At 69.8% G+C, this 18,927-nt stretch carries 20 protein-coding genes, 1 tRNA gene and 1 riboswitch; of the genes, 13 read left to right on the forward strand and 8 right to left on the reverse strand.

The features are described 5' to 3' along the window. Positions 1–272 precede the first annotated feature (272 nt). A complete protein-coding gene (locus BLR04_RS06255; RefSeq protein ID WP_218128730.1) occupies positions 273–1,199 on the forward strand; it encodes an alpha/beta fold hydrolase in 927 nt (308 codons plus the stop codon). Between the two features lie 36 nt (positions 1,200–1,235). On the opposite strand, the gene BLR04_RS06260 is transcribed toward BLR04_RS06255, so the two are convergent. Further along, a tRNA-Gln gene (locus BLR04_RS06260) sits at positions 1,236–1,307 on the reverse strand. 166 nt (positions 1,308–1,473) lie between these two features. On the opposite strand from BLR04_RS06260, the gene BLR04_RS06265 reads away from it, so the two are divergent. Beyond that, entirely contained in the window at positions 1,474–3,444 is a 1,971-nt protein-coding gene (locus tag BLR04_RS06265) for a M3 family metallopeptidase (RefSeq protein ID WP_090760452.1), read from the forward strand. 156 nt (positions 3,445–3,600) lie between these two features. Here BLR04_RS06265 and BLR04_RS06270 read toward each other — a convergent pair whose 3' ends face one another. Continuing rightward, a complete protein-coding gene (locus BLR04_RS06270; RefSeq protein WP_090760454.1) occupies positions 3,601–4,140 on the reverse strand; it encodes a PadR family transcriptional regulator in 540 nt (179 codons plus the stop codon). A gap of 53 nt (positions 4,141–4,193) precedes the next feature. Between BLR04_RS06270 and BLR04_RS06275 the strand changes: the two genes are divergently transcribed. Beyond that, positions 4,194–5,450 carry an MATE family efflux transporter gene (locus BLR04_RS06275; protein ID WP_090760456.1) on the forward strand — a complete coding sequence of 419 codons (1,257 nt, stop codon included), beginning with the start codon at positions 4,194–4,196 and terminating at the stop codon, positions 5,448–5,450. Here the strand turns inward: BLR04_RS06275 and gltX are convergent. Together gltX and BLR04_RS06285 are read right to left on the reverse strand one after the other, a co-directional pair. Beyond that, a complete protein-coding gene (gene gltX, locus BLR04_RS06280) occupies positions 5,344–6,675 on the reverse strand; it encodes a glutamate--tRNA ligase (RefSeq protein ID WP_245740069.1) in 1,332 nt (443 codons plus the stop codon). The genes BLR04_RS06275 and gltX overlap by 107 nt on opposite strands. A gap of 34 nt (positions 6,676–6,709) precedes the next feature. Beyond that, a complete protein-coding gene (locus BLR04_RS06285; RefSeq protein ID WP_090760460.1) occupies positions 6,710–7,486 on the reverse strand; it encodes a fumarylacetoacetate hydrolase family protein in 777 nt (258 codons plus the stop codon). Positions 7,487–7,671: 185 nt separating this feature from the next. Between BLR04_RS06285 and BLR04_RS06290 the strand changes: the two genes are divergently transcribed. The 8 genes from BLR04_RS06290 to BLR04_RS06325 all read left to right on the forward strand — a co-directional run bounded on the left by BLR04_RS06290 (position 7,672) and on the right by BLR04_RS06325 (position 12,477). After that, complete coding sequence (locus BLR04_RS06290; protein ID WP_090760821.1) at positions 7,672–8,166, forward strand: Asp23/Gls24 family envelope stress response protein; 495 nt, start codon at positions 7,672–7,674, stop codon at positions 8,164–8,166. Then, the gene (locus BLR04_RS06295; protein ID WP_090760462.1) at positions 8,163–8,492 is read left to right on the forward strand and encodes an Asp23/Gls24 family envelope stress response protein; all 330 of its coding nucleotides are present in this window, start codon (positions 8,163–8,165) and stop codon (positions 8,490–8,492) included. Before BLR04_RS06290 ends, BLR04_RS06295 begins: the two co-directional genes overlap by 4 nt. Beyond that, entirely contained in the window at positions 8,489–8,674 is a 186-nt protein-coding gene (locus tag BLR04_RS06300; RefSeq protein WP_090760464.1) for a hypothetical protein, read from the forward strand. The genes BLR04_RS06295 and BLR04_RS06300 overlap by 4 nt, the downstream gene beginning before the upstream one ends. Next, positions 8,671–9,051, forward strand: coding sequence for an Asp23/Gls24 family envelope stress response protein (locus tag BLR04_RS06305; RefSeq protein WP_090760466.1), 381 nt, complete (start codon positions 8,671–8,673; stop codon positions 9,049–9,051). The genes BLR04_RS06300 and BLR04_RS06305 overlap by 4 nt, the downstream gene beginning before the upstream one ends. A gap of 15 nt (positions 9,052–9,066) precedes the next feature. Then, a complete protein-coding gene (locus tag BLR04_RS06310; RefSeq protein WP_090760468.1) occupies positions 9,067–9,750 on the forward strand; it encodes a DUF6286 domain-containing protein in 684 nt (227 codons plus the stop codon). Beyond that, on the forward strand, positions 9,747–10,334 hold the full coding sequence (locus tag BLR04_RS06315) for an Asp23/Gls24 family envelope stress response protein (RefSeq protein WP_090760470.1): 588 nt from the start codon (positions 9,747–9,749) through the stop codon (positions 10,332–10,334). The genes BLR04_RS06310 and BLR04_RS06315 overlap by 4 nt, the downstream gene beginning before the upstream one ends. A gap of 17 nt (positions 10,335–10,351) precedes the next feature. After that, positions 10,352–10,723, forward strand: coding sequence for an antibiotic biosynthesis monooxygenase family protein (locus BLR04_RS06320; RefSeq protein ID WP_090760472.1), 372 nt, complete (start codon positions 10,352–10,354; stop codon positions 10,721–10,723). 125 nt (positions 10,724–10,848) lie between these two features. Further along, entirely contained in the window at positions 10,849–12,477 is a 1,629-nt protein-coding gene (locus BLR04_RS06325; protein ID WP_245740050.1) for a heparinase II/III family protein, read from the forward strand. A 1-nt stretch (position 12,478) separates the two neighbouring features. Here the strand turns inward: BLR04_RS06325 and cimA are convergent, their stop codons facing one another. Further along, positions 12,479–14,056 carry a citramalate synthase gene (gene cimA, locus BLR04_RS06330; protein ID WP_090760474.1) on the reverse strand — a complete coding sequence of 526 codons (1,578 nt, stop codon included), beginning with the start codon at positions 14,054–14,056 and terminating at the stop codon, positions 12,479–12,481. 262 nt (positions 14,057–14,318) lie between these two features. Next, positions 14,319–14,966: a DsbA family protein gene (locus tag BLR04_RS06335; protein WP_090760476.1), complete on the reverse strand. Its 648-nt coding sequence runs from the start codon at positions 14,964–14,966 to the stop codon at positions 14,319–14,321. 57 nt (positions 14,967–15,023) lie between these two features. On the opposite strand from BLR04_RS06335, the gene BLR04_RS06340 reads away from it, so the two are divergent. Beyond that, complete coding sequence (locus BLR04_RS06340) at positions 15,024–15,668, forward strand: O-methyltransferase (RefSeq protein ID WP_090760478.1); 645 nt, start codon at positions 15,024–15,026, stop codon at positions 15,666–15,668. Between the two features lie 79 nt (positions 15,669–15,747). Beyond that, on the forward strand, positions 15,748–16,284 hold the full coding sequence (locus BLR04_RS06345; RefSeq protein ID WP_090760480.1) for a Uma2 family endonuclease: 537 nt from the start codon (positions 15,748–15,750) through the stop codon (positions 16,282–16,284). Between the two features lie 44 nt (positions 16,285–16,328). On the opposite strand, the gene BLR04_RS06350 is transcribed toward BLR04_RS06345, so the two are convergent. Then, on the reverse strand, positions 16,329–17,426 hold the full coding sequence (locus tag BLR04_RS06350) for a branched-chain amino acid aminotransferase (protein WP_090760482.1): 1,098 nt from the start codon (positions 17,424–17,426) through the stop codon (positions 16,329–16,331). A gap of 197 nt (positions 17,427–17,623) precedes the next feature. Further along, the gene (locus BLR04_RS06355; RefSeq protein WP_090760484.1) at positions 17,624–18,670 is read right to left on the reverse strand and encodes a 3-isopropylmalate dehydrogenase; all 1,047 of its coding nucleotides are present in this window, start codon (positions 18,668–18,670) and stop codon (positions 17,624–17,626) included. A gap of 106 nt (positions 18,671–18,776) precedes the next feature. Further along, a riboswitch (cyclic di-AMP (ydaO/yuaA leader) is annotated at positions 18,777–18,920 on the forward strand. Positions 18,921–18,927: the final 7 nt, after the last annotated feature.

Consider the following 18,927-nt stretch of genomic DNA (forward strand, 5'->3'; position numbering starts at 1 on the left):
GCTGGAAGCCGCCTGCGGGCCGGAACCGAGTCCGTGGTCGCGGATGCCCAGAAGGGCCATGAACGTCCGCGTACGACAGGGTGAGGCCCGTCCTGGCGGCCGCTGCGTGCTTGGCCACGTTGGCCAGAGCCTCCTGCCCCTCACGTAGGAGGGCGACCTCCACGTTCGGCAACCTGGGACGGCATCCGCCGATCGGTGGATGGGCGGGGTCCACCGCATGACGAACCGGCTGGGCGATGCGCGCCGGGGCCGCCCTCCGTGAGCATCAGGACATGGACACACCGACCCGCAGAACAGCACTCCAGCACGCCGCCGCCGCCACCGCCACCGTCGCCGGCTCCTCGAGCAGCCGCCGGAAGAAGGAGGTCACCACGTTCGTCTTCGTGAGCGGCTCGAACGGCGCGGCCTCGACCGATCCCGAGTTGACGCTCCGAGGTCACCGCACGGTGGGCGTGACCCTGCCCGGCCACGGCCCGGATCAGCAGTTCCACGTGGCCTACCAGGCGCCGCAGGACCTGGGGACGCTGGCCACGCTCCCGTCGCCGGTGGCCGGCGTGACCCTGGACGACCAGGTCGAGGCCACGGTGAACGTCGTGCGCCGGGTCGCCGCGTACGGCCCGGTGGTCCTCGTGGGCGGCAGCCTCGGCGGCGCGACGATCACGAAGGCGGCCGACGAGGTGCCCGACCTGATCGACCGGCTGGTGTACTCGAGCGCGTTCTGCTGCACGGACCTGCCCACGCCCGAGCACTACGTCAACACCCCGGAGGGCCGCGAGAGCCTCACGCCGGCGCTGCTGGGCGGCATCGTCGCCGACCCCGGGGTGATCAGGGCGATCCGGATCAACTGGCGGACGGGCGACCGCGCGTTCCTCGACGCGGCCAAGGCGGCGTTCATGGCGGACGCCACCGACGGCGAGTTCCTCGCGATGCTGAACACGCTGCTGCCGGACGAGAGCCTGCTGGTGCCCGGCGGAGACGCCAGGGGCGGCAAGGAGCGGTGGGGACGGGTGCCGCGCGTCTACATCCGGCACACGAAGGACCGGACGATCCCGCTCGCGCTGCAGGACCGGATGATCAGGGAGGCGGACGCGGCCACACCGGGCAACCGGTTCGAGGTCTTCTCGGTGGACGCGACCCACGCCCCGACGGCGAAGGCGTACCGGCAGATCACCGACATTCTGCACCGGCTGGCGAAATGAAAAAACGGACGCCTCGTACGAGACATCCGTTCACTGCTGGGGTACCAGGACTCGAACCTAGACTAACTGAACCAGAATCAGTCGTGCTGCCAATTACACCATACCCCACCGCTGCGAACTCCTTCGTGGAGCGCGCTTGGCGACGTCCGAAAGAATAGCCCAGCTACGGGGCTAAGACCAAAACGAATCCCCAACCGGCCGCCCGGCGCCCCCGCCGATCGCCCCGCCGTGCCAAGCTGAGGGGGACAAACCACCATGTGGAGGAGCCCCGACGTTGGCCGAGAACCCCTTCTTCGCCCCCAGCAGCCTTCCCTATGAGCTGCCGCCGTTCGACGACATCCGCGAGGAGCACTACCTGCCCGCTTTCGAGCGCGGCATGGCCGAGCAGCTTGCGGAGGTCGAGGCGATCGCGAACGACCCCGAGCCGCCGACGTTCGAGAACACGATCGAGGCGCTCGAGAGGTCGGGACGCATCCTCGACCGTACGGCGACGGCTTTCTTCAGCGTCGCCGCGTCCAATTCGAGTGACGGCATCATGGCGATCGAGAAGGAGGTCTCGCCGCAGCTCACCCGGCACGGCGACGCCATCCGGCTCAACCGGGCGCTGTGGGCTCGCATCAAGCAGGTCAGCACGAGCGACCCGGAGGAGGCGTGGCTGCTGGAGAAGTACCGTGACGACTTCATCCGGGCGGGCGCCGACCTCTCGGAGCCGGAGCAGGAGCGGCTGCGCGAGCTCAACGAGGAGCTCTCGAAGCTGTCCACGGAGTTCGCGCAGACCCTGTTGAAGGCCTCCACCGACTCGGCGCTGGTGGTGACCGACCCGAAGCAGCTCGACGGCCTGGACGAGGCGAAGATCGAGTCGCTGCGCAAGGACGACGGCACGTACGTCCTGCCGCTGCTGAACTTCACCAACCAGCCCGCGCTGGCGCAGCTCACCGACCGTGACGTGCGGCGTCGCCTGTACGAGCTGAGCGTCGGCCGCGCGCCGGGCAACTTCGCCATCGCTGCCGAAATGGCGACGCTGCGGGCCGAGCGGGCGGTGCTGCTCGGTTTCCCGACGCACGCCGCGTACTCGGTGGCCGACAAGACGGCCAAGACTGTCGAGGCGGTCGAGGAGATGCTCGGCCAGCTGGTCGGCCCGGCGGTCCGCAACGCGCAGAAGGAGGCCGCGGCGCTGCGCGAGCAGGCCGGGTTCGACATCGAGCCGTGGGACTGGTCCTTCTACTCCGAGAAGGTGCGCCAGGAGCGCTACGACTTCGACGGCGCGGCGATGCGCCCGTACTTCGAGCTGAACCGGGTCTACCGCGACGGCGTGTTCTTCGCGGCCACGAAGCTGTACGGGATCACCTTCGCCGAGCGGCCCGACCTGCGCGGCTACCACCCCGACGTGACCGTGTTCGAGGTGTTCGACGAGGACGGCGGCGCGCTCGGGGTGTTCGCGCTCGACCCGTACGCGCGGGAGAACAAGCGCGGCGGCGCGTGGATGAACCACCTGGTCGGCCAGTCGTTCCTGTTCGGGCTCAAGCCGGTCGTCCTCAACAACCTCAACCTGACCAAGCCGGCCTCGGGGCCGACGCTGCTCACGTACGACGAGGTCAGGACGGCCTTCCACGAGTTCGGGCACGCCCTGCACGGCCTGTTCTCGCAGGTGCGCTTCCCGCGTGTGTCCGGCACCAGCGTGCCCCGCGACTTCGTCGAGTACCCGTCGCAGGTCAACGAGATGTGGCAGGACTGGCCGGAGATCCTGGCCAACTACGCCAAGCACTACGAGACGGGCGAGCCGATGCCGTCCGAGCTGGTCGAGAAGCTGAAGGCCGCGGAGACGTTCAACCAGGGGTTCGCGACGGTCGAGTACCTCGCCGCCACGCTGCTCGACTGGTCCTGGCACAAGCTGGTTCCCGGCGAGACGGTGGACGACCCCGAGGCGTTCGAGGAAGCCGCCCTCGAAGCCGCCCAGATCGCGTTCCCGCTGGTCAGGACGCGTTACCGCACCAACTACTTCGCGCACATCTTCGCGAGCGGCTACAGCGCGGGCTACTACTCCTACATCTGGAGCGAGGTGCTCGACGCGGAGAGCGTGGAGTGGTTCAAGGAGAACGGCGGGCTCACCAGGGCCAACGGCGACCACTTCCGCCGCGAGCTGCTCTCGCGTGGCGGCAGCCTCGACCCGCTGACCGCGTTCCGCAACTTCCGCGGACGCGACGCCGGCATCAAGCCGCTCCTGGCCCGCCGCGGCCTCGACTGAGCGACCGAGTACGAGCGCCCGGCCGAGCACCGACCGGGCGCCCGACTGAGCACCACCCGAGTGCCTGGCTGAGCACCTACCGGGCGCTCGGCCGAGTGCCCGGCCGGACGCCTCGCATCAGCACCATGGCGGCCCACCCTGCGGTGGGCCGCCTTTTCACGCGCCCAGTTCTGCCAGGCGATCGCGGAGCCACTCCTTCTCCGCCTTGCTCGACGCGCGGGCGATCAGCAGCATGCCCTTGCGGTACGGGTCGGGCTCGTCCTTCGCCCTGACCGGCCTGCCGCCCTCCGAGAAGAAGCTCGCCGGCGCCTCCAGGAAGGCGAGGCGGCGGCGCAGGACCCGCGCCTGGTCCGCCGGGTCGGGCAGCGCCGACAGGAACGCCAGCAGCGCGAAGAACCTGGCCTGGTCGCTGATGTCGAGATCGGCGGGCTCGCTCAGCCGCCGCAGCAGCTCCTGCCTGCCCTCCTCGGTGATCGTCAGCACCTGCCTGCGGGCCGCCGCCGCGCCGGCCTCCTCGTGCCGTTCGAGCAGGCCCTTCGCCTCGAGCCGGGAGATGGCCGGGTAGAGCGCGCCGTCGCTGACCGGGCGCAGGTGGCCGGTCAGCGCGGCCAGGTGCGCCTTGAGCTCGTAGCCGTGCATGGGGCGCTCGTTCAGGAACCCCAGGATGGTCAGGCTCAGATCACCACCGCTTGCCATGGGTGCATCGTAACGCTATACCTCTAAACGATGTATATCGAATCGAGGCACTTATGATCCGGCTGGCCCTGCCCGTCTACGTGGAACTGCTCACCGCCGTGGTCGCGGTCGGCCTGATCGACCTGCTCTGGGTGTCGTCGCTGGGCGAGGCGGCCATCGCGGCGGTCACTGTGGGCACGACGGTCGAGCACGTCGCGTACGGGATGTTCCTGGCCGTGCCCACGGGCGTGACCGTGCTGGTCGCCCGCCGTCACGGGCGCGCGCCACTGGCTCCGGTGATCCGGACGGGGTGGCTGCTGTGGGCGGCCCTCTCCCTCGCTCTCGCGGTGCCAGGAGTGCTGCTGCGCGAGCCTCTGGCCGCGCTGTTCACCGACGAGCCCGCGCTGACGGCCGGCTTCCTGCTGATCTCGCTCGCCGGGCTGCCGGTGTACTTCGCCCAGGCGGTCGTGGACGGGATCCTGAAGGGCCTCGGCGACACCAGGCGGCCCATGCGGCACGCGCTGATCTGCAACGCGCTGGTGATCGCCCTGGACCCGCTGTTCATCCACGGCCTCGACATGGGCGTGCGCGGGGCCGCGCTGGCCACGGCGATCGCGCGGGTGGCCACGCTGGCGGTCGCGCTGGCGTCCGTCGTACGCCTCCGCTCCCCCGGCGGCGGCCTGGTGACAGGGGAGCTGATCCGGACGGGGCTTCCCATGTCCGGAGATTTCCTGGCGCGCGACCTGGTGGGGATGGCACAGGTCGCGCTGATCGCCGGGTTCGGCACCGCGGCCGTCGCCGGCTACGGCATCGGCCAGAAGATCATGCTGGCCGGCGTCATGGTGTTCTACGCGCTGCGGCAGGCCGCGATGATCAGCACGGCCCGCTCGGGGCAGGCCGGGTCGCCGCTGCTGCTCGGCGTCGTCGCGGGAGCCCTGGTCGCGGCCGTGCTCAACGCGGTGGCAGCGCCGGTAGCCGGGTGGTTCACCGATGATCCGTCGGTGCTCCACCCGGCCGTGGGATTCCTGCGCTGGATGACGCTCTACCTGGTGCCGTTCGGCGGGCTGATCGCCGTCGGCGGGGTGCTCCAGGGCAGCGGGAGGGGCGGCCGCCTGCTCGCCGCCACCCTGGCGGGCTTCGCGGTGCAGCTGCCCCTCGCGTACGGGCTGAGCGCGTGGCTCGGCGTCACCGGCGTGTGGCTCGCGATGGCCGCCGGAGCCGCGGTCAGCCTCGCAGGCGCGTCAGCGCCGCGCGGAGGCGGTCCTGGGCACGCTCGCGACCGAGCACCTCGATCGACTCGAACAGCGGCAGGCCGACTGTCCGGCCGGTGACGGCCACCCGGACCGGGGCCTGGGCCTTGCCGAGTTTGAGCCCGTGGGCCGCGCCGACCTCCTCGAGCGCCTGCTTGAGCGACTCGGGGTCCCAGTTGACGGTGTCGAGCCGCTCGAGGTAGCCGGAGAGGATCTCCTCAGGCGCGTTCTTCATCGCCTTGTCCCACGACGCCTGGTCGAAAACCGGCTCGTCGAGGAAGAGGAAGCCGACGTTCTGCCGGATCTCCGACAGGACGGTGATGCGGGTCTGGGCCAGGGGCGCGAGCCTGCTGAACCGCTCGCGGTCCCACGAGGGGTCGAGGTAGGGCGCGCAGCGCTCCTCGAACGTCTCCAGCGGCAGCGCCCGGATGTACTCGCCGTTGAACGCCCGAAGCTTCTTCTCGTCGAAGAAGGCGCTCGCGGAGTTGACGTCCTCGAGGCGGAACAGCGGCACCATCTCGGACCACGGCATGATCTCGCGGTCGTCGCCGGGGCCCCAGCCGAGCAGCATCAGGTAGTTGACCATCGCCTCGGCGAGGTAGCCCTCGTCGCGGTAGCTCTCGAGGGCGACCTTGTCGCGGCGCTTGGACAGCTTCTTGCGCTGCTCGTTGACGATCACCGGCAGGTGCCCCCACACCGGCGGCGTCGCGCCGAGTGCGGGCCAGAGCAGCATCTGCTTGGCGGCGTTGCCGAGGTGCTCCTCGCCGCGTACGACGTGGGTGATGTTCTGGGTGATGTCGTCGACCGCGTTGGCCAGCACGTAGAGCGGCGAGCCGTCGGTGCGGGCGATGACGAAGTCTTCCTGGGCCTCGTTGGGGAACTCGACCTTGCCGCGTACGACGTCGTCGACCACGGTGACGCCCTCGTCGGGGGTGCGGAAGCGGACGGCGCCCGCGGTCAGGCCGCGCTCGCGGCAGAAACCGTCGTAGCCCTTGTGCTCGGAGCCGGTACGGGCGACGAGCGCCTCACGCGTGCAGTCGCAGTAGTAGGCGCGGCCCTCGGCCAGCAGCTTAACCACCGCCTCTCGGTGCTGCGGCTCGTACGCCGACTGGAAGTAGGGGCCCTCGAAGACCGGGTGGCTGCTGTTGATGCCGATCCAGTCGAGCGCCGAGAGGATGCCCTCGGTCCACTCAGGACGGTTGCGCGTGGCGTCGGTGTCCTCGATGCGCAGCACGAACCGGCCGCCGGACTGTTCGGCCATCGCCCAGTTGAACAGTGCCGTGCGGGCGCCGCCCACGTGGAACATGCCGGTTGGGGACGGGGCGAACCGCACCCGTACTTCAGTCACGGGAGACCACCTTGTTCGTGAGTGTGCCGATGCCTTCGATGCCGATGCTGACCTCGTCGCCGATCTCGAGCGGGCCGACGCCGGCCGGGGTGCCGGTCAGGATGACGTCGCCGGGGATCAGCGTCATGACCGCGCTGACGTACGCCACCAGAGCCGGGATGTCGTTGATGAGCTGGCTCGTGCGGCCGCTCTGCCTGATCTCGCCGTTGACCGTGGTGGTCAGCGCGAGGTCGCTCGCGTCGAGATCGGTCTGGATCCACGGGCCCAGCGGGCAGAATGTGTCGAAGCCCTTGGCCCGGGTGAACTGCACGTCCTTCTTCTGCAGGTCGCGGGCGGTGACGTCGTTGGCGCAGGTGTAGCCGAAGATGACGTCCTTGACGCGCTCGACGGGGACCTCACGGCAGAGCCTGCCGATCACCACGGCCAGCTCGCCCTCGTAGTCGACCCGGTCGGACACCGACGTGGGGTAGGCGATGTTCTCGCCGTGGCCGATCACCGTGGTGGACGGCTTGATGAAGATCAGCGGCTCCTCGGGCACCTCGTTGCCCAGCTCGGCCGCGTGCTCGGCGTAGTTGCGGCCGATGGCGACCACCTTGCTCGGCAGCATCGGGGCCAGCAGCTTCACCTGGGACAGCGGGAAGCGCTCGCCGGTGAACTGCACCTGACTGAACGGATGGCCGGCGATCACGGAGACGAACTCCTCACCCGGACCGCCCTCGACCACGCCGAACGCAACGCCTTCGCCTGTGGAGAACCTCGCTATACGCACGTGACAAGGCTATCGCCGCCGTCAGGGGGGTCCCACCCATATAAGGGCCGCACGACACCACCCAACGTCACGCCCTGTCCATTTATAGCCCCCAAGTCCGTTTTGGTGCGCTTTATCGGCGTAGCGAGGGTTATTTCATACTCATAGGGACCACATGCGAGGGGTGACGGATCGTGTCGGACACCATGTCTAACCGGCCCGGCGCGGCCACCGGCGCCACAGGCACCGTGCCGCGGGCCAGGACGCAGGAGGGCGCCGGCATGGCGTCCTCGCTCGTGACCGAGAAGGGCACCACGAGCATCGACGACAGTGTCGTCGCCAAGATCGCCGGCCTCGCGGCACGCGAGGTGTCCGGCGTGCACGCCATGGGCGCGGGCCCGGCTCGGGCCCTCGGGAGCATGCGCGGCATGGTCGCCGGCCCGAGCGTCGCGCAGGGCGTGTCGGTCGAGGTGGGCGAGCGGCAGGCGGCCGTGGACCTCGACCTCGTCGCCGAGTACGGCACCGCCATCCCCGACCTGGCGGCGGCGGTGCGCAAGAACGTCATCTCGGCGGTCGAGCGGATGTGCGGGCTGGAGGTGACCGAGGTCAACATCAGGGTGGACGACGTCCACCTGCCCGACCAGGACCGCGGCCGCGAGAGCTCGAGCAGGGCGCCGGAGCAGGAGTCCCGGGTCCAATGACCGGGCCTGCCGCGACCCGCTCCACGACGCCCGGCCCCACCACGGATGAGGCACAGGCGATCGCGGAGCGGGCGCGGGCCTGCTCCGGGGTGGCGAGGCTGTCCGGCGGTCCGTTCGGGACGGTGGCGACGTACCTGCCGGGCCGTCGGCTCACCGGCGTCTCGGCGGACGAGCACGCCGTGGAGATCGCCATCGTCGCCACGCTCACCCGTCCGCTGCCGGAGACGGCCGATGAGGTGCGGCGGGCGGTGGCGGACCTGGCGGGCGGTCGCTCGGTGCACGTCCGCATCGACGACATCGTGAGCGATCCTCGGGAGGGATCATGAACAACGCGTGGATGCCGCTGATCGGCCTGGCCGTCGGGATCGCGCTGGGCTTCGCGGGCGCCTTCGGCGGGCTGGGAGCGTTCCTGCTGGTCCTCGTGCTCGGAGCGGTCGGCTACATCATCGGCCGCGTCGTCGAGGCGGGCGAGGTCAACCTGTCCGGCCTGTCGTCGAGGCGGAAATGACCGCCGTCGTCCCCGGCGGCGCGACCACGACAGCCCCTGCTGAGCGGCGGACCGCGGCCGAACGCCGGGGGCGTACCGAGATCTCCGACCGCGCGGTCACCAAGATCGCGTGCCGGGCCGCACTGGAGGTGCCCGAGGTGCGTGAGGTGTACCTCGGCACGTCGCTGTGGTCGCGGCCGTCCGGCTCGCGGGTGCGCGGCGGCCGGGCCACGCTCAAGCTCACCGTGAGCATGGCGTACCCGACGCCGTTGCACGCCGTGTCGGCGCGGCTCAGGGAGCACGTGATCAGGCGCGTCGAGGCGCAGACGGGTCTGGAGGTACGCCGTCTCGACATCGTCCTGAACGAGCTCGGCGGCGACCTGGCGTGGGGAAGCTGACGGAAGGAACGTGACATGAGCTCGCAGGGCGATCCCCGCGAGGAGCCGCGACCCATCGAACCCGCCGAGGAAGTCCCTGACGCTCAGGATGAGGCGGCGCCGGCGGGGGCGCATCGGGCGCCGCTGTCGCGGGTGCACGACAAGGTCGCCGACCGGGCCGCCGTACGGGCGTTCCGGCCGCGCCGCAGGGTGCCCGCCGTCGTGGTGGCGGTGTTGCTCACGCTGCTCGGTCTGCTGGTGGCCGTCGAGGCGCTGTCGGCGCTGACCGGCCGCCCGCTGCGCCTGGCGCCGTACGACCGGATGGCGGGCTGGGCGTCCTCGACGCTGTGGTCGGACCCGTGGTTCCTGGTCGGGGCGGCGATCGTGACGCTGATCGGCCTCGCGCTGCTCGTCACCGCGATCGTGCCGGGCCGTCCGAGGATGGTCCCGGTACGCAGCGGGCAGCGGGATCTCGTGGTCGGGCTACGTCCCAAGGGCGTCACCCGGGCGCTCGCCCGCGCGGCCGAGCAGGTGCCCGGCGTGCGCTCGGCCCGCGCCGGGCTGCGCGGCAGCACCTTCACGGTCACGCCGACCACGTCGGGCTGGCGCGGACGCGACGAGTTCAAGCAGGACGTACGCGACGCCGTGCTCACCAAGCTGGCCGAACTCGATCCGGCCCACCCCTACCGGGTGGCCGTGCACGTCAAGGAGCACAGGTGAACAGGAAGCCGGGCCGGGGCAACCGATGGGGGCTGGCCGTCGTCGGGCTGGTCCTGGCGATCCTCGGCGGATCGGCGCTGGCCCGCGGGCTGGGCGCGTTCCCGCAGAACTGGGCCCCCTCGCGGACGACGATCGTGGACGCGAACGTGACGGGGTTCGTCGCGCGTACCAGCCCGTGGATCTGGTGGCTGGTGGCGCTGGCGGGCCTGATCCTCGTGGCGGTGGGGCTGCGCTGGCTGATCGCGCAGTGGCACCGGGAGGGCCGCAGGACGCTGTGTCTTCATGACACGCCGACCGGCGTCACCGACGTGTCGGCGAAAGGCATGGCCCGCGCGGTCGCCGACGACGCCGAGACCGGCCGGTCGGTGCTGCGCGCCGACGCCCGCCTGCTGGGCTCGCGCGCGGACCCCGAGGTACGGCTGCGCATGACCGCCGACGAGTCGGCCCCGCTGGGCGACCTCACGAGACACCTGACCCGGGTGGTGCTGCCTAACGTGCGCGACGCGCTGGACCGGGATCATGTACGGGCGGTGGCCCGCGTTAGCCTGGAGCCACCGTCTCCACCACAGCGAGTCGTGCATTGACGAGAGGGGTCCCAGCGGTGTCCGTCGTGAAGATCAACGTGCTGACCGTGCCCGCCGAGATGCGGGAGGAGCTCGAACGGCGCTTCTCCAACCGGGCCGGCATGGTCGAGTCCGCTGACGGGTTCGAATGGTTCGAGCTCCTGCGGCCCGTGGAGGGCACCGACCGCTACTTCGTCTACACGCGCTGGCGCAGCGAGGACGACTTCCAGAAGTGGCAGCAGAGCATGGCGTTCCAGCGCGGGCACGCGCAGGCGGCCGAGGGCCAGGGTCACGGCCATGGGCAGGGGCAGGGTCAGGGCCACGGTCACGGGCACGGGCAGGGGCCCGCGGCGACCGACTCCGAGCTGTGGAGCTTCGAGGTCGTCGAGAACGCCTCCCCCAAGTCCTGACCGTACGCGGGCCGACGGGCGTCAGGAGCTATCACAAATCGGGCATCCAGCTTGACCGCTGATCGCGATTCCGAAAACATGTTCTGCTCCGACTTGTGTTCCCTCATGCCCCAGGAGGCACTGGCGTGCGCCGGCTCGCGATCCCCCTTGCCCTCACGCTGGCCGTCGGCGCCCTCGTGAGCCCCGCGCACGCCGACAAGGTGACCCGCACCGCCGAGTGCCAGGGCGACTGGCTGCCCGGCACGCCCACGGCCACGGACGTCATGAACGGCGAGATCTCGCTGGTCGGGCTGCCTCCGTACCAGCTGGGCAAGAAGATCAACTGGGCCGCCAGCCCGTACAAGAACCGGTCGTGGGAGTACGTCTTCCAGTCGCTGCGCTGGATGGGCACCCTCGTCGTCGAGTACGAGAACACCGGCGAGGAGCGCTACCTCAACCGCGCCACCGAGATCGCCAAGGACTGGGTCGAGCACAACAAGTACGGCGCCAAGGGCACGAAGCCGTACGTGTGGACCGACCACCCGGTGTCGCTGCGCACGCAGCCGCTGCTCTGCCTGAGCAAGCACGTGAACGCGAGCTGGCTGAAGGACAGCCTGGCCGTGCACGCCAAGCTGCTGTCCGACCCGCGGCTGTACAAGAAGGGCCACAACCACGGCATCGACCAGGACATCGCCCTCATGGGCATCGGCTGCCGCTACGGCCGCAAGGAATGGGAAGACCTCGCCACCCGCCGGCTGACCGGCACGGTGAAGCTCGACGTCGACTCCCAGGGCGCGCTGATGGAGCAGGCGCCGCGGTACGCGGTCTACGTGTACGGCCGGCTGCAGGTCGCGATGACCAACATGAAGTCCTGCGACCGCAAGGTGCCCGCCGACATCGCCCGGCGCAGCGAGGCGCTGAAGGACTTCATCGCCCACGCCACCATGCCGAACGGCTACATGGCGCCCATCGGCGACGGCAGCGCCGACACCGAGCCCAAGATGGAGACCGGCACGCCGAAGCAGCAGGTCAAGGTCTACAACGCGGGCTACGTCTTCGGCCGTACGTCGTGGAAGGAGCCGGAGTCGGCCTACTACTCGATCCGGTTCGGGCCCGGGCTGAAGTTCCACGGGCACGAGGACCACCTCGGCGTCACCTACTTCGCGCACGGCCGCGACATCCTGGTCGACGGCGGGTTCCACTCCTACGAGAAGAGCGCCTACCGCTACTGGACGCTCTCGCCGGAGGCGCACAACGTGCCGACGGTGGTCGGCGAGCGGTTCCGGCCGCGTACCGCGAGCAAGCTCGTCAAGACCAGCTACGGCGACGACCGCCAGGCCTACCGGCTGACCGACAAGGCGTACGGCGTGAGCCGCACCCGGTCGGTGCTGGTCAACCACGGTGACGACCTGATGGCGGTGCTCGACACGGCCTCCGGCGGCAAGAAGGTCAGCAACCTGTGGCGGTTCGCCCCCGACCTCAAGCTGATCTCCAACAGCGGCGGCAAGGTCGTGCTCGGCGACGGCAAGTTCAAGGTCACCCTGCTCCAGTTCAGCTCCTGCCGCCCGGTCGGCGGGCAGAAGGTCGAGCGGGGCGGCAAGCTCGGCTGGGTCTCGCCCACCTACCTGTCGAAGCAGCCCACGAACGTCGTGGTCTCGCCGGCGGCGACGTCGCTGCTCACGGTGATCGTGCCGGGCAACGAGGCGCCGAAGGTGTCGTGCTCCGGCGGGAAGGTCACGGTGAACGGCGTGTCCTTCGCCGCCGGAGTGCTCTAGCTCAGGAGGCGTCGCGGCCCGCGCGCAGCAGGCCGTACGTGACCGCCTGCTCGAGTGCCTGCCAGGACGCGTCGATGATGTTCTCGGCGACGCCCACCGTGGCCCACTCGGCGCGCTCGTCGCTGGAGGTGATGAGGACGCGGGTCACGGCGTCGGTGCCGTGGGTGCCCTCGAGGATGCGGACCTTGTAGTCGATCAGCTCCAGCTTGGCCAGCTCGGGGTAGAGCTGCTCGAGGGCGAACCGTACGGCCCTGTCGAGGGCGTTGACCGGGCCGTTGCCCTCGCCGGTGGCCACGATGCGCTCGCCCTTGGCGTGCAGCTTGACCGTGGCCTCGCTGACGAGCTCGCCGCCCTTCGTCCGCTCGACGATGACGCGCCAGGACTCGACCTCGAAGTGCCGCTTGCGCTCGCCCTGCACGGTGTCGCGCAGCAGCAGCTCGAACGACGCGTCGGCGGCCTCGAACGTGTAGCCCTGCGACTCCAGGTCCTTCACCCGGGCGACCAGGTCCTTGGTGTGCTCGGGGGTGAGCTCGTAGCCCAGCTCGCGGCCCTTGAGCTCGACCGAGGCGCGGCCCGCCATGTCGGAGACGAGCATGCGCATGTCGTTGCCGACCTGCGCAGGGTCGATGTGCTGGTAGAGGTTGGGGTCGACCTTGATCGCGCTGGCGTGCAGGCCGGCCTTGTGGGCGAAGGCCGACATGCCGACGTAGGGGGCGTGCGAGTTGGGCGTGACGTTGGTCACCTCGGAGATGGCGTGGGCGACGCGGGTCATCTCGGCCAGCGACTCGCGCGGCACGAGGTCGTAGCCGCGCTTGAGCTGCAGGTTGGCCACGACGGTGAAGAGGTTGGCGTTGCCCGAGCGCTCGCCGTACCCGTTGGCGCAGCCCTGCACATGGGTGGCGCCGGCCTTGACGGCCGCGAGGGTGTTGGCCACCGCGCACCCGGTGTCGTCGTGGCAGTGGATGCCGACCCGGGCGCTCGTGCCGACCGCCGCGTGGACGATCTCGGCCAGCTCGTCGGGGAGCATGCCGCCGTTCGTGTCGCACAGGGCGATGACGTCGGCCCCGGCCTCGGCGGCGGTCCTGACCACCTCAAGCGCGTACGCGGGGTTCGACTTGTAGCCGTCGAAGAAGTGCTCGGCGTCGAGGAAGACCCGTTGGCCCTCCGCGCGAAGATGGGAGACCGTGTCGCGGATCATCGCGAGGTTCTCCTCCAGCGTCGTGCGGAGGGCCAGTTCGACATGCCTGTCGTGGCTCTTGGCGACAAGGGTCACGACGGGCGCACCGGATTCGCGCAGGGCGGCCACCAAAGGGTCGTCGGCGGCCTTCACACCGGCCCGGCGGGTCGCGCCGAACGCGGCAAGCTGCGCGTGCTTCAGTTCGAGCTCGGTCCGAGCCCGGCTGAAGAACTCTGTGTCCTTGGGGTTGGCGCCGGGCCAGCCCCCCTCGATGAAGCCGACGCCGAGGCCGTCGAGACGACGCGCGATGGCGAGCTTGTCGGCGACAGTCAGGTTGAGGCCCTCCTGTTGCGCGCCGTCCCGCAGCGTCGTGTCGTATACGTGGAAGCGGTCGTCGGCCATGGCTCTCTCTTCTTTCCGGACGGGAAGTCGTGGCTGGTCTGCGTTGCGGGCCGGGAAAACAAAAAGACCCCTCACGGACGTGAGAGGTCTGCGCGCCGGCGGTGTCCTTTGTCAGCCGGCGCGCCTGCCGATAATGAGCAGACCGTAGAACATGGTGTCACCCAGTGTGCCATACGAATCCAGCATCCGGCACACTCGTCCCACACCGTGGACACCGGCCGCTCAAAGAGCGGCCTGACGTGGCCCTACGTCCGCTCCACGCTCACACGGTGACGCCGACGCCGCCCGTGATGACCCGTTCCATCGCCGCGGCGTCGAACACCTCCTCGCCCAGCATCTGCCCGTCGAGCAGCACGGTCGGCGTGCCCTCGATGCGGATCTTCCTCGTCTCCGCCAGGTGCGCCTTCGCGTACGCCTGGGAGGTGATGCACGAGTCGACCTGCGCGCCCACCTTCCTGGCCGCCTTGGCCAGGTCCTTGACGGCGAAGCCGGAGGCGACGCCGTGCGGGGCCGGCTGCATGGCGTACAGCTCGTCGCGGAAGGCCATCCAGTTGGCCTCGGGCACGCAGCGCGCGGCCGCGGCGGCACGGACGGAGTTGGAGCGCATGGGCTCGTCCCGGAAGATCGTCACCGCGTGGTAGACCACTTTGACCTGGCCGGACATCGCCAGCTTCCGGATCGTGGCGTCCACGTTGGCGTGCATCCGCTTGCAGACCGGACAGTCGAAGTCCTCGAAGATGTCCAGCACGGGCGCGTTGCTCGACCGGTCGGCCAGCACCATCGTGCCGTCCGCCTGCCTGGTCAGCCGCGCCCCGTCGGACGACGAGACGCCCGGCTCCGAGAACCCCAGCACCCCGATCACGACGATCGCCGCGCACGCCAGCGCGACCGCCATCAACCGCTTCATCATCAGCCCACTTCCACCTCGTTGATCGCGCAGACCCTACCGAACAGCCACAATGACCGCATGAAGGCATATCTTCTTGACCCGGCCGTCGCGCGGTACGTCCTTGAGCACACCACACCACCCGACCCGCTGCTGAGCAGGCTCGCCCGGGAGACGGCCGAGGTCACGGGCGGTGACGCGCGGATGCAGATCGCCCCTGACCAGGGCCAGTTCCTCACCATGCTCACGAAACTCATGCGGCCGCAAGTGGCCGTGGAGGTGGGCACGTTCACCGGGTACTCCTCGCTGTGCATCGCCCGTGGCCTGTCCGGCGGCACGCTGCACTGCTTCGACGTGAGCGAGGAGTGGACGTCCGTCGCGCGGCGCTACTGGCAGGAGGCCGGCGTCGCCGACCGGGTCACGCTGACGCTCGGGCCGGCGCTGCGGACGCTCGCCGCCTTCGACGAGACCATCGACCTCGCCTTTCTCGACGCCGACAAGGCCAACTACCGCGGCTACTACGAGCTGCTGATGGAACGCCTGCGGCCCGGCGGGCTGCTGCTGGCCGACAACACGCTGCGCCACGGATGGGTGGCCGACCCCATGCACGACGGCGACACGGTCGAGGACATCAGGCGGTTCAACGACCTGGTGGCGGCCGACCCCCGGGTCACCGTCGTCATGCTGCCGGTCGCCGACGGCCTGACGATGATCATGAAGAACTGACGGGGTCGATCACGCCCTGGCAACACACCCCCTCGCCGCCCTACGCTCGGTCACTCCCCCACTACCGAGGACGGTGACGATGGCCGGTCCGCTCGAAGAGCGCTTCCGCACGGTGCGCGACCTGCTCCCCGACTACCGCGTGGAGACCACGGGTGGCCGGATCGTGGTGAACGAGTCCGGCACCTGGCAGCACAACACGATCGTCTTCCGCCTGATCCGCCTGCTCATCGGCACCGTGGTCGATCGCGGGTGGGAGATCTGGCCCAACATCACCGTCTGCACCGGCGGCGTCGACCGGTACGTCCCCGACCTCGTGGTGGTGCCACGCTCGCCGCTCATGCGGTTCGACCACGCCGTGCAGGGCGACTCGACCCTGCTGGTCGCCGACGTCGTCTCGGCCGACAGCGCCTACGACGACCACTACGTCAAGCCCTGCGGGTACGCGCCCGCGGGAGTGCCGCTCTACCTCGTCCTCGACCCCTTCCAGGGCGCGGCGACCCTCTTCGGCGAGCCCTCGGGCGGGAAGTACCGGAGCGAGACCGTCGCGGCCGCAGGCGAGCCGCTCGTCCTGCCCGCGCCGTGGGACCGCGCCGTGGACACCGCGGCGTTATGGTGAACGGCTCCCTCGGGATCGGTGGCGACCCCGAGGGCGACATCACACTAGGCGATCTTGTGGACCCAGTGGTGGGCGTCGGGACGAGCGCCGTACTGGATGCCGACGAGCTCCTCGCGGACGCGCATCGTCACCGGGCCGGACGTGCCGTCGCCGACGGTCCACGAGCGGTCGGCGCCCTTGACAGTGCCCACCGGCGTCACGACGGCCGCCGTGCCGCACGCGAAGACCTCCGTGAGCTCGCCAGAGGCGCAGCCCTCCTGCCACTCGTCCACCGAGACCAGCCGCTCCTCGGTCTCCAGGCCGAGGTCGGCGGCCAGTTCGAGGATCGAGTCGCGAGTGATGCCGGGCAGCAGGGTGCCGGTCAGCGCCGGGGTGACGAGCTTGTCGCCGTAGACGAAGAACAGGTTCATCCCGCCCATCTCCTCGACGTAGCGGTGCTCGTGGGCGTCGAGCCAGACGACCTGGTCACAGCCCTGCTCGACGGCCTGCCGCTGGGCGACGAACGCCGCCGCGTAGTTGCCGCCGCACTTGGCGAAGCCGGTGCCGCCGGGGGCCGCGCGCGTGTACTCGGTCGACAGCCACACCGAGACCGGCTTGAGGCCGCCGGTGAAGTACGACGCCGACGGCGACGCGATGACCATGAACTTGTAGGTCCGCGACGGGTAGTTCACGCCCAGCGCCGGCTGCGTGGCGATCATGAAGGGACGCAGGTAGAGGCTGTGCCCCTCGGTGGTGGGCACCCACTCGCGGTCGGTGCGGACGAGCAGTTCGAGCGCTTCGACGAACGTGTCCTCGGGCAGCTCCGGCATCGCCATCCGGGCGGCGGACCGGTTGAAACGGGCGGCGTTCGCGTACGGACGGAACGTCACGATCGAATCGCCGCTCTGGCGGTAGGCCTTCAGCCCCTCGAACAGCTCCTGCGCGTAGTGGAAGACCGACGTCGCGGGGTCGAGGGAGAGCGGCCCGTACGGCATGAGCCGGGCGTCGTGCCAGCCCTGACCCTCGGTGTAGTCGATCGAGATCATGTGATCCGTGAAGAACTGCCCGAAAGCAGGGTTCGCCAGCACCTGCTCGCGCTCGGCCGCGGTGCGAGCATGGTCGGAGAGCTGCACGTCGAAGCTGAGCTTCTGAGCGATGGTCATGACGGCAATCCTTGTCTCTACGGTGTGGCGGAATCTGCCCGGCACAGGACTCGGGTCCCGTGCCTGGGAGGGGTCCATACTTCCTATTGTCTCGCTATATGGGATGGCAAGCGGCTGGTGGGAGGAACAGCCGTTTTGCACGCAAAAAGCGCCCGGTAGTCCTTTCGGACCACCAGGCGCTTCGGGGCTAGGCGGTCCTAGCCGGATACTCGCGCGGTGATGTCGTCGCCGATCTCGTGCGTGGTGCGGCTCGCCCAGCCGGCCAGTCGCTCGATGATGTCGTCGGAGACGGCCTGCTCGACCTTCGCGGCCTCGTCCTTCATGCCGAGGTGGTCGAGCAGCATGGCGACCGAGAGGATCGTCGCGGTCGGGTCGGCCTTGCCCTGGCCCGCGATGTCGGGCGCGCTGCCGTGGACCGGCTCGAACATGCTCGGCGCGGTGCGCTCGGGGTTGATGTTGCCGCTGGCCGCCAGGCCGATGCCGCCCGCGATGGCCGCGCCGAGGTCTGTGATGATGTCGCCGAACAGGTTGTCGGTGACCACCACGTCGAAGCGCTGCGGCTGCGAGACGAAGAACATCGACGCCGCGTCGATGTGGCAGTAGTCGGTCGTGACGTCGGGGTACTCCTCGCCCACCCGGGTGACCGTACGCTGCCACAGGTCACCCGCGAAGGTGAGCACGTTGGTCTTGTGGACGAGGGTCAGCTTCTTGCGCGGACGCGAGGCCGCCTTGTCGAAGGCGTAGCGCACCACGCGCTCGACGCCGTGGGCGGTGTTGAGCGACTCCTGCGTCGCGATCTCGTGCGGGGTGCCGCGCCGCATGACGCCGCCGGTGCCGGCATAGAGGCTCTCGGTGCCCTCGCGGACGACCACGATGTCGATGTCTTCCGGCGACACGTCGGCCAGCGGGGTCTCGACGCCGGGGAGCAGCTTGACCGGGCGCAGGTTGACGTAGTGGTCGAAGGCGAAGCGCAGCTTCAGCAGCACGTCGCGCTCGAGGACGCCCGGCGGGACGCTGGGGTCGCCGATCGCGCCGAGCAGGATGGCGTCGTAGCCGCGCAACTCCTCCATGACAGGGTCGGGGAGGGTCTCACCGGTGCGGTGATAGCGGGCGGCGCCCAGGTCGTAGTGGGTGGTATCGAACTTCGCCCCCACCGCCTCCAGGACCTTGAGCCCTTCGGCGACGACCTCGGTGCCGATCCCGTCTCCCGGGATGACGGCCAGGCGGATGTTACGCGACTCCATGGCGGTACCTTACCCGCTCGTCTCGCCTGACGAGCAACCATCTCAGGGTTCGGACGTCCGATATTTTACCTTTTTTGCTATTTGCAAGCCTTTGACCGTTTCGTTAGAGTCCGGTCAGCCTAATCCACGCAGCGTTGCGTGGAGCCGGGGACCCAACCTCCCCCAGGGGCGAATCGGCGACTCCTCCGCCGTAGGGCTACTTCCAGGCCCGAGCCCGTCAGCTAACCCGGTCGGCCGCATGGAAGGACAAGTCCCCC

Source organism: Nonomuraea maritima (assembly GCF_900100395.1).
GTDB lineage: Bacteria > Actinomycetota > Actinomycetes > Streptosporangiales > Streptosporangiaceae > Nonomuraea > Nonomuraea maritima.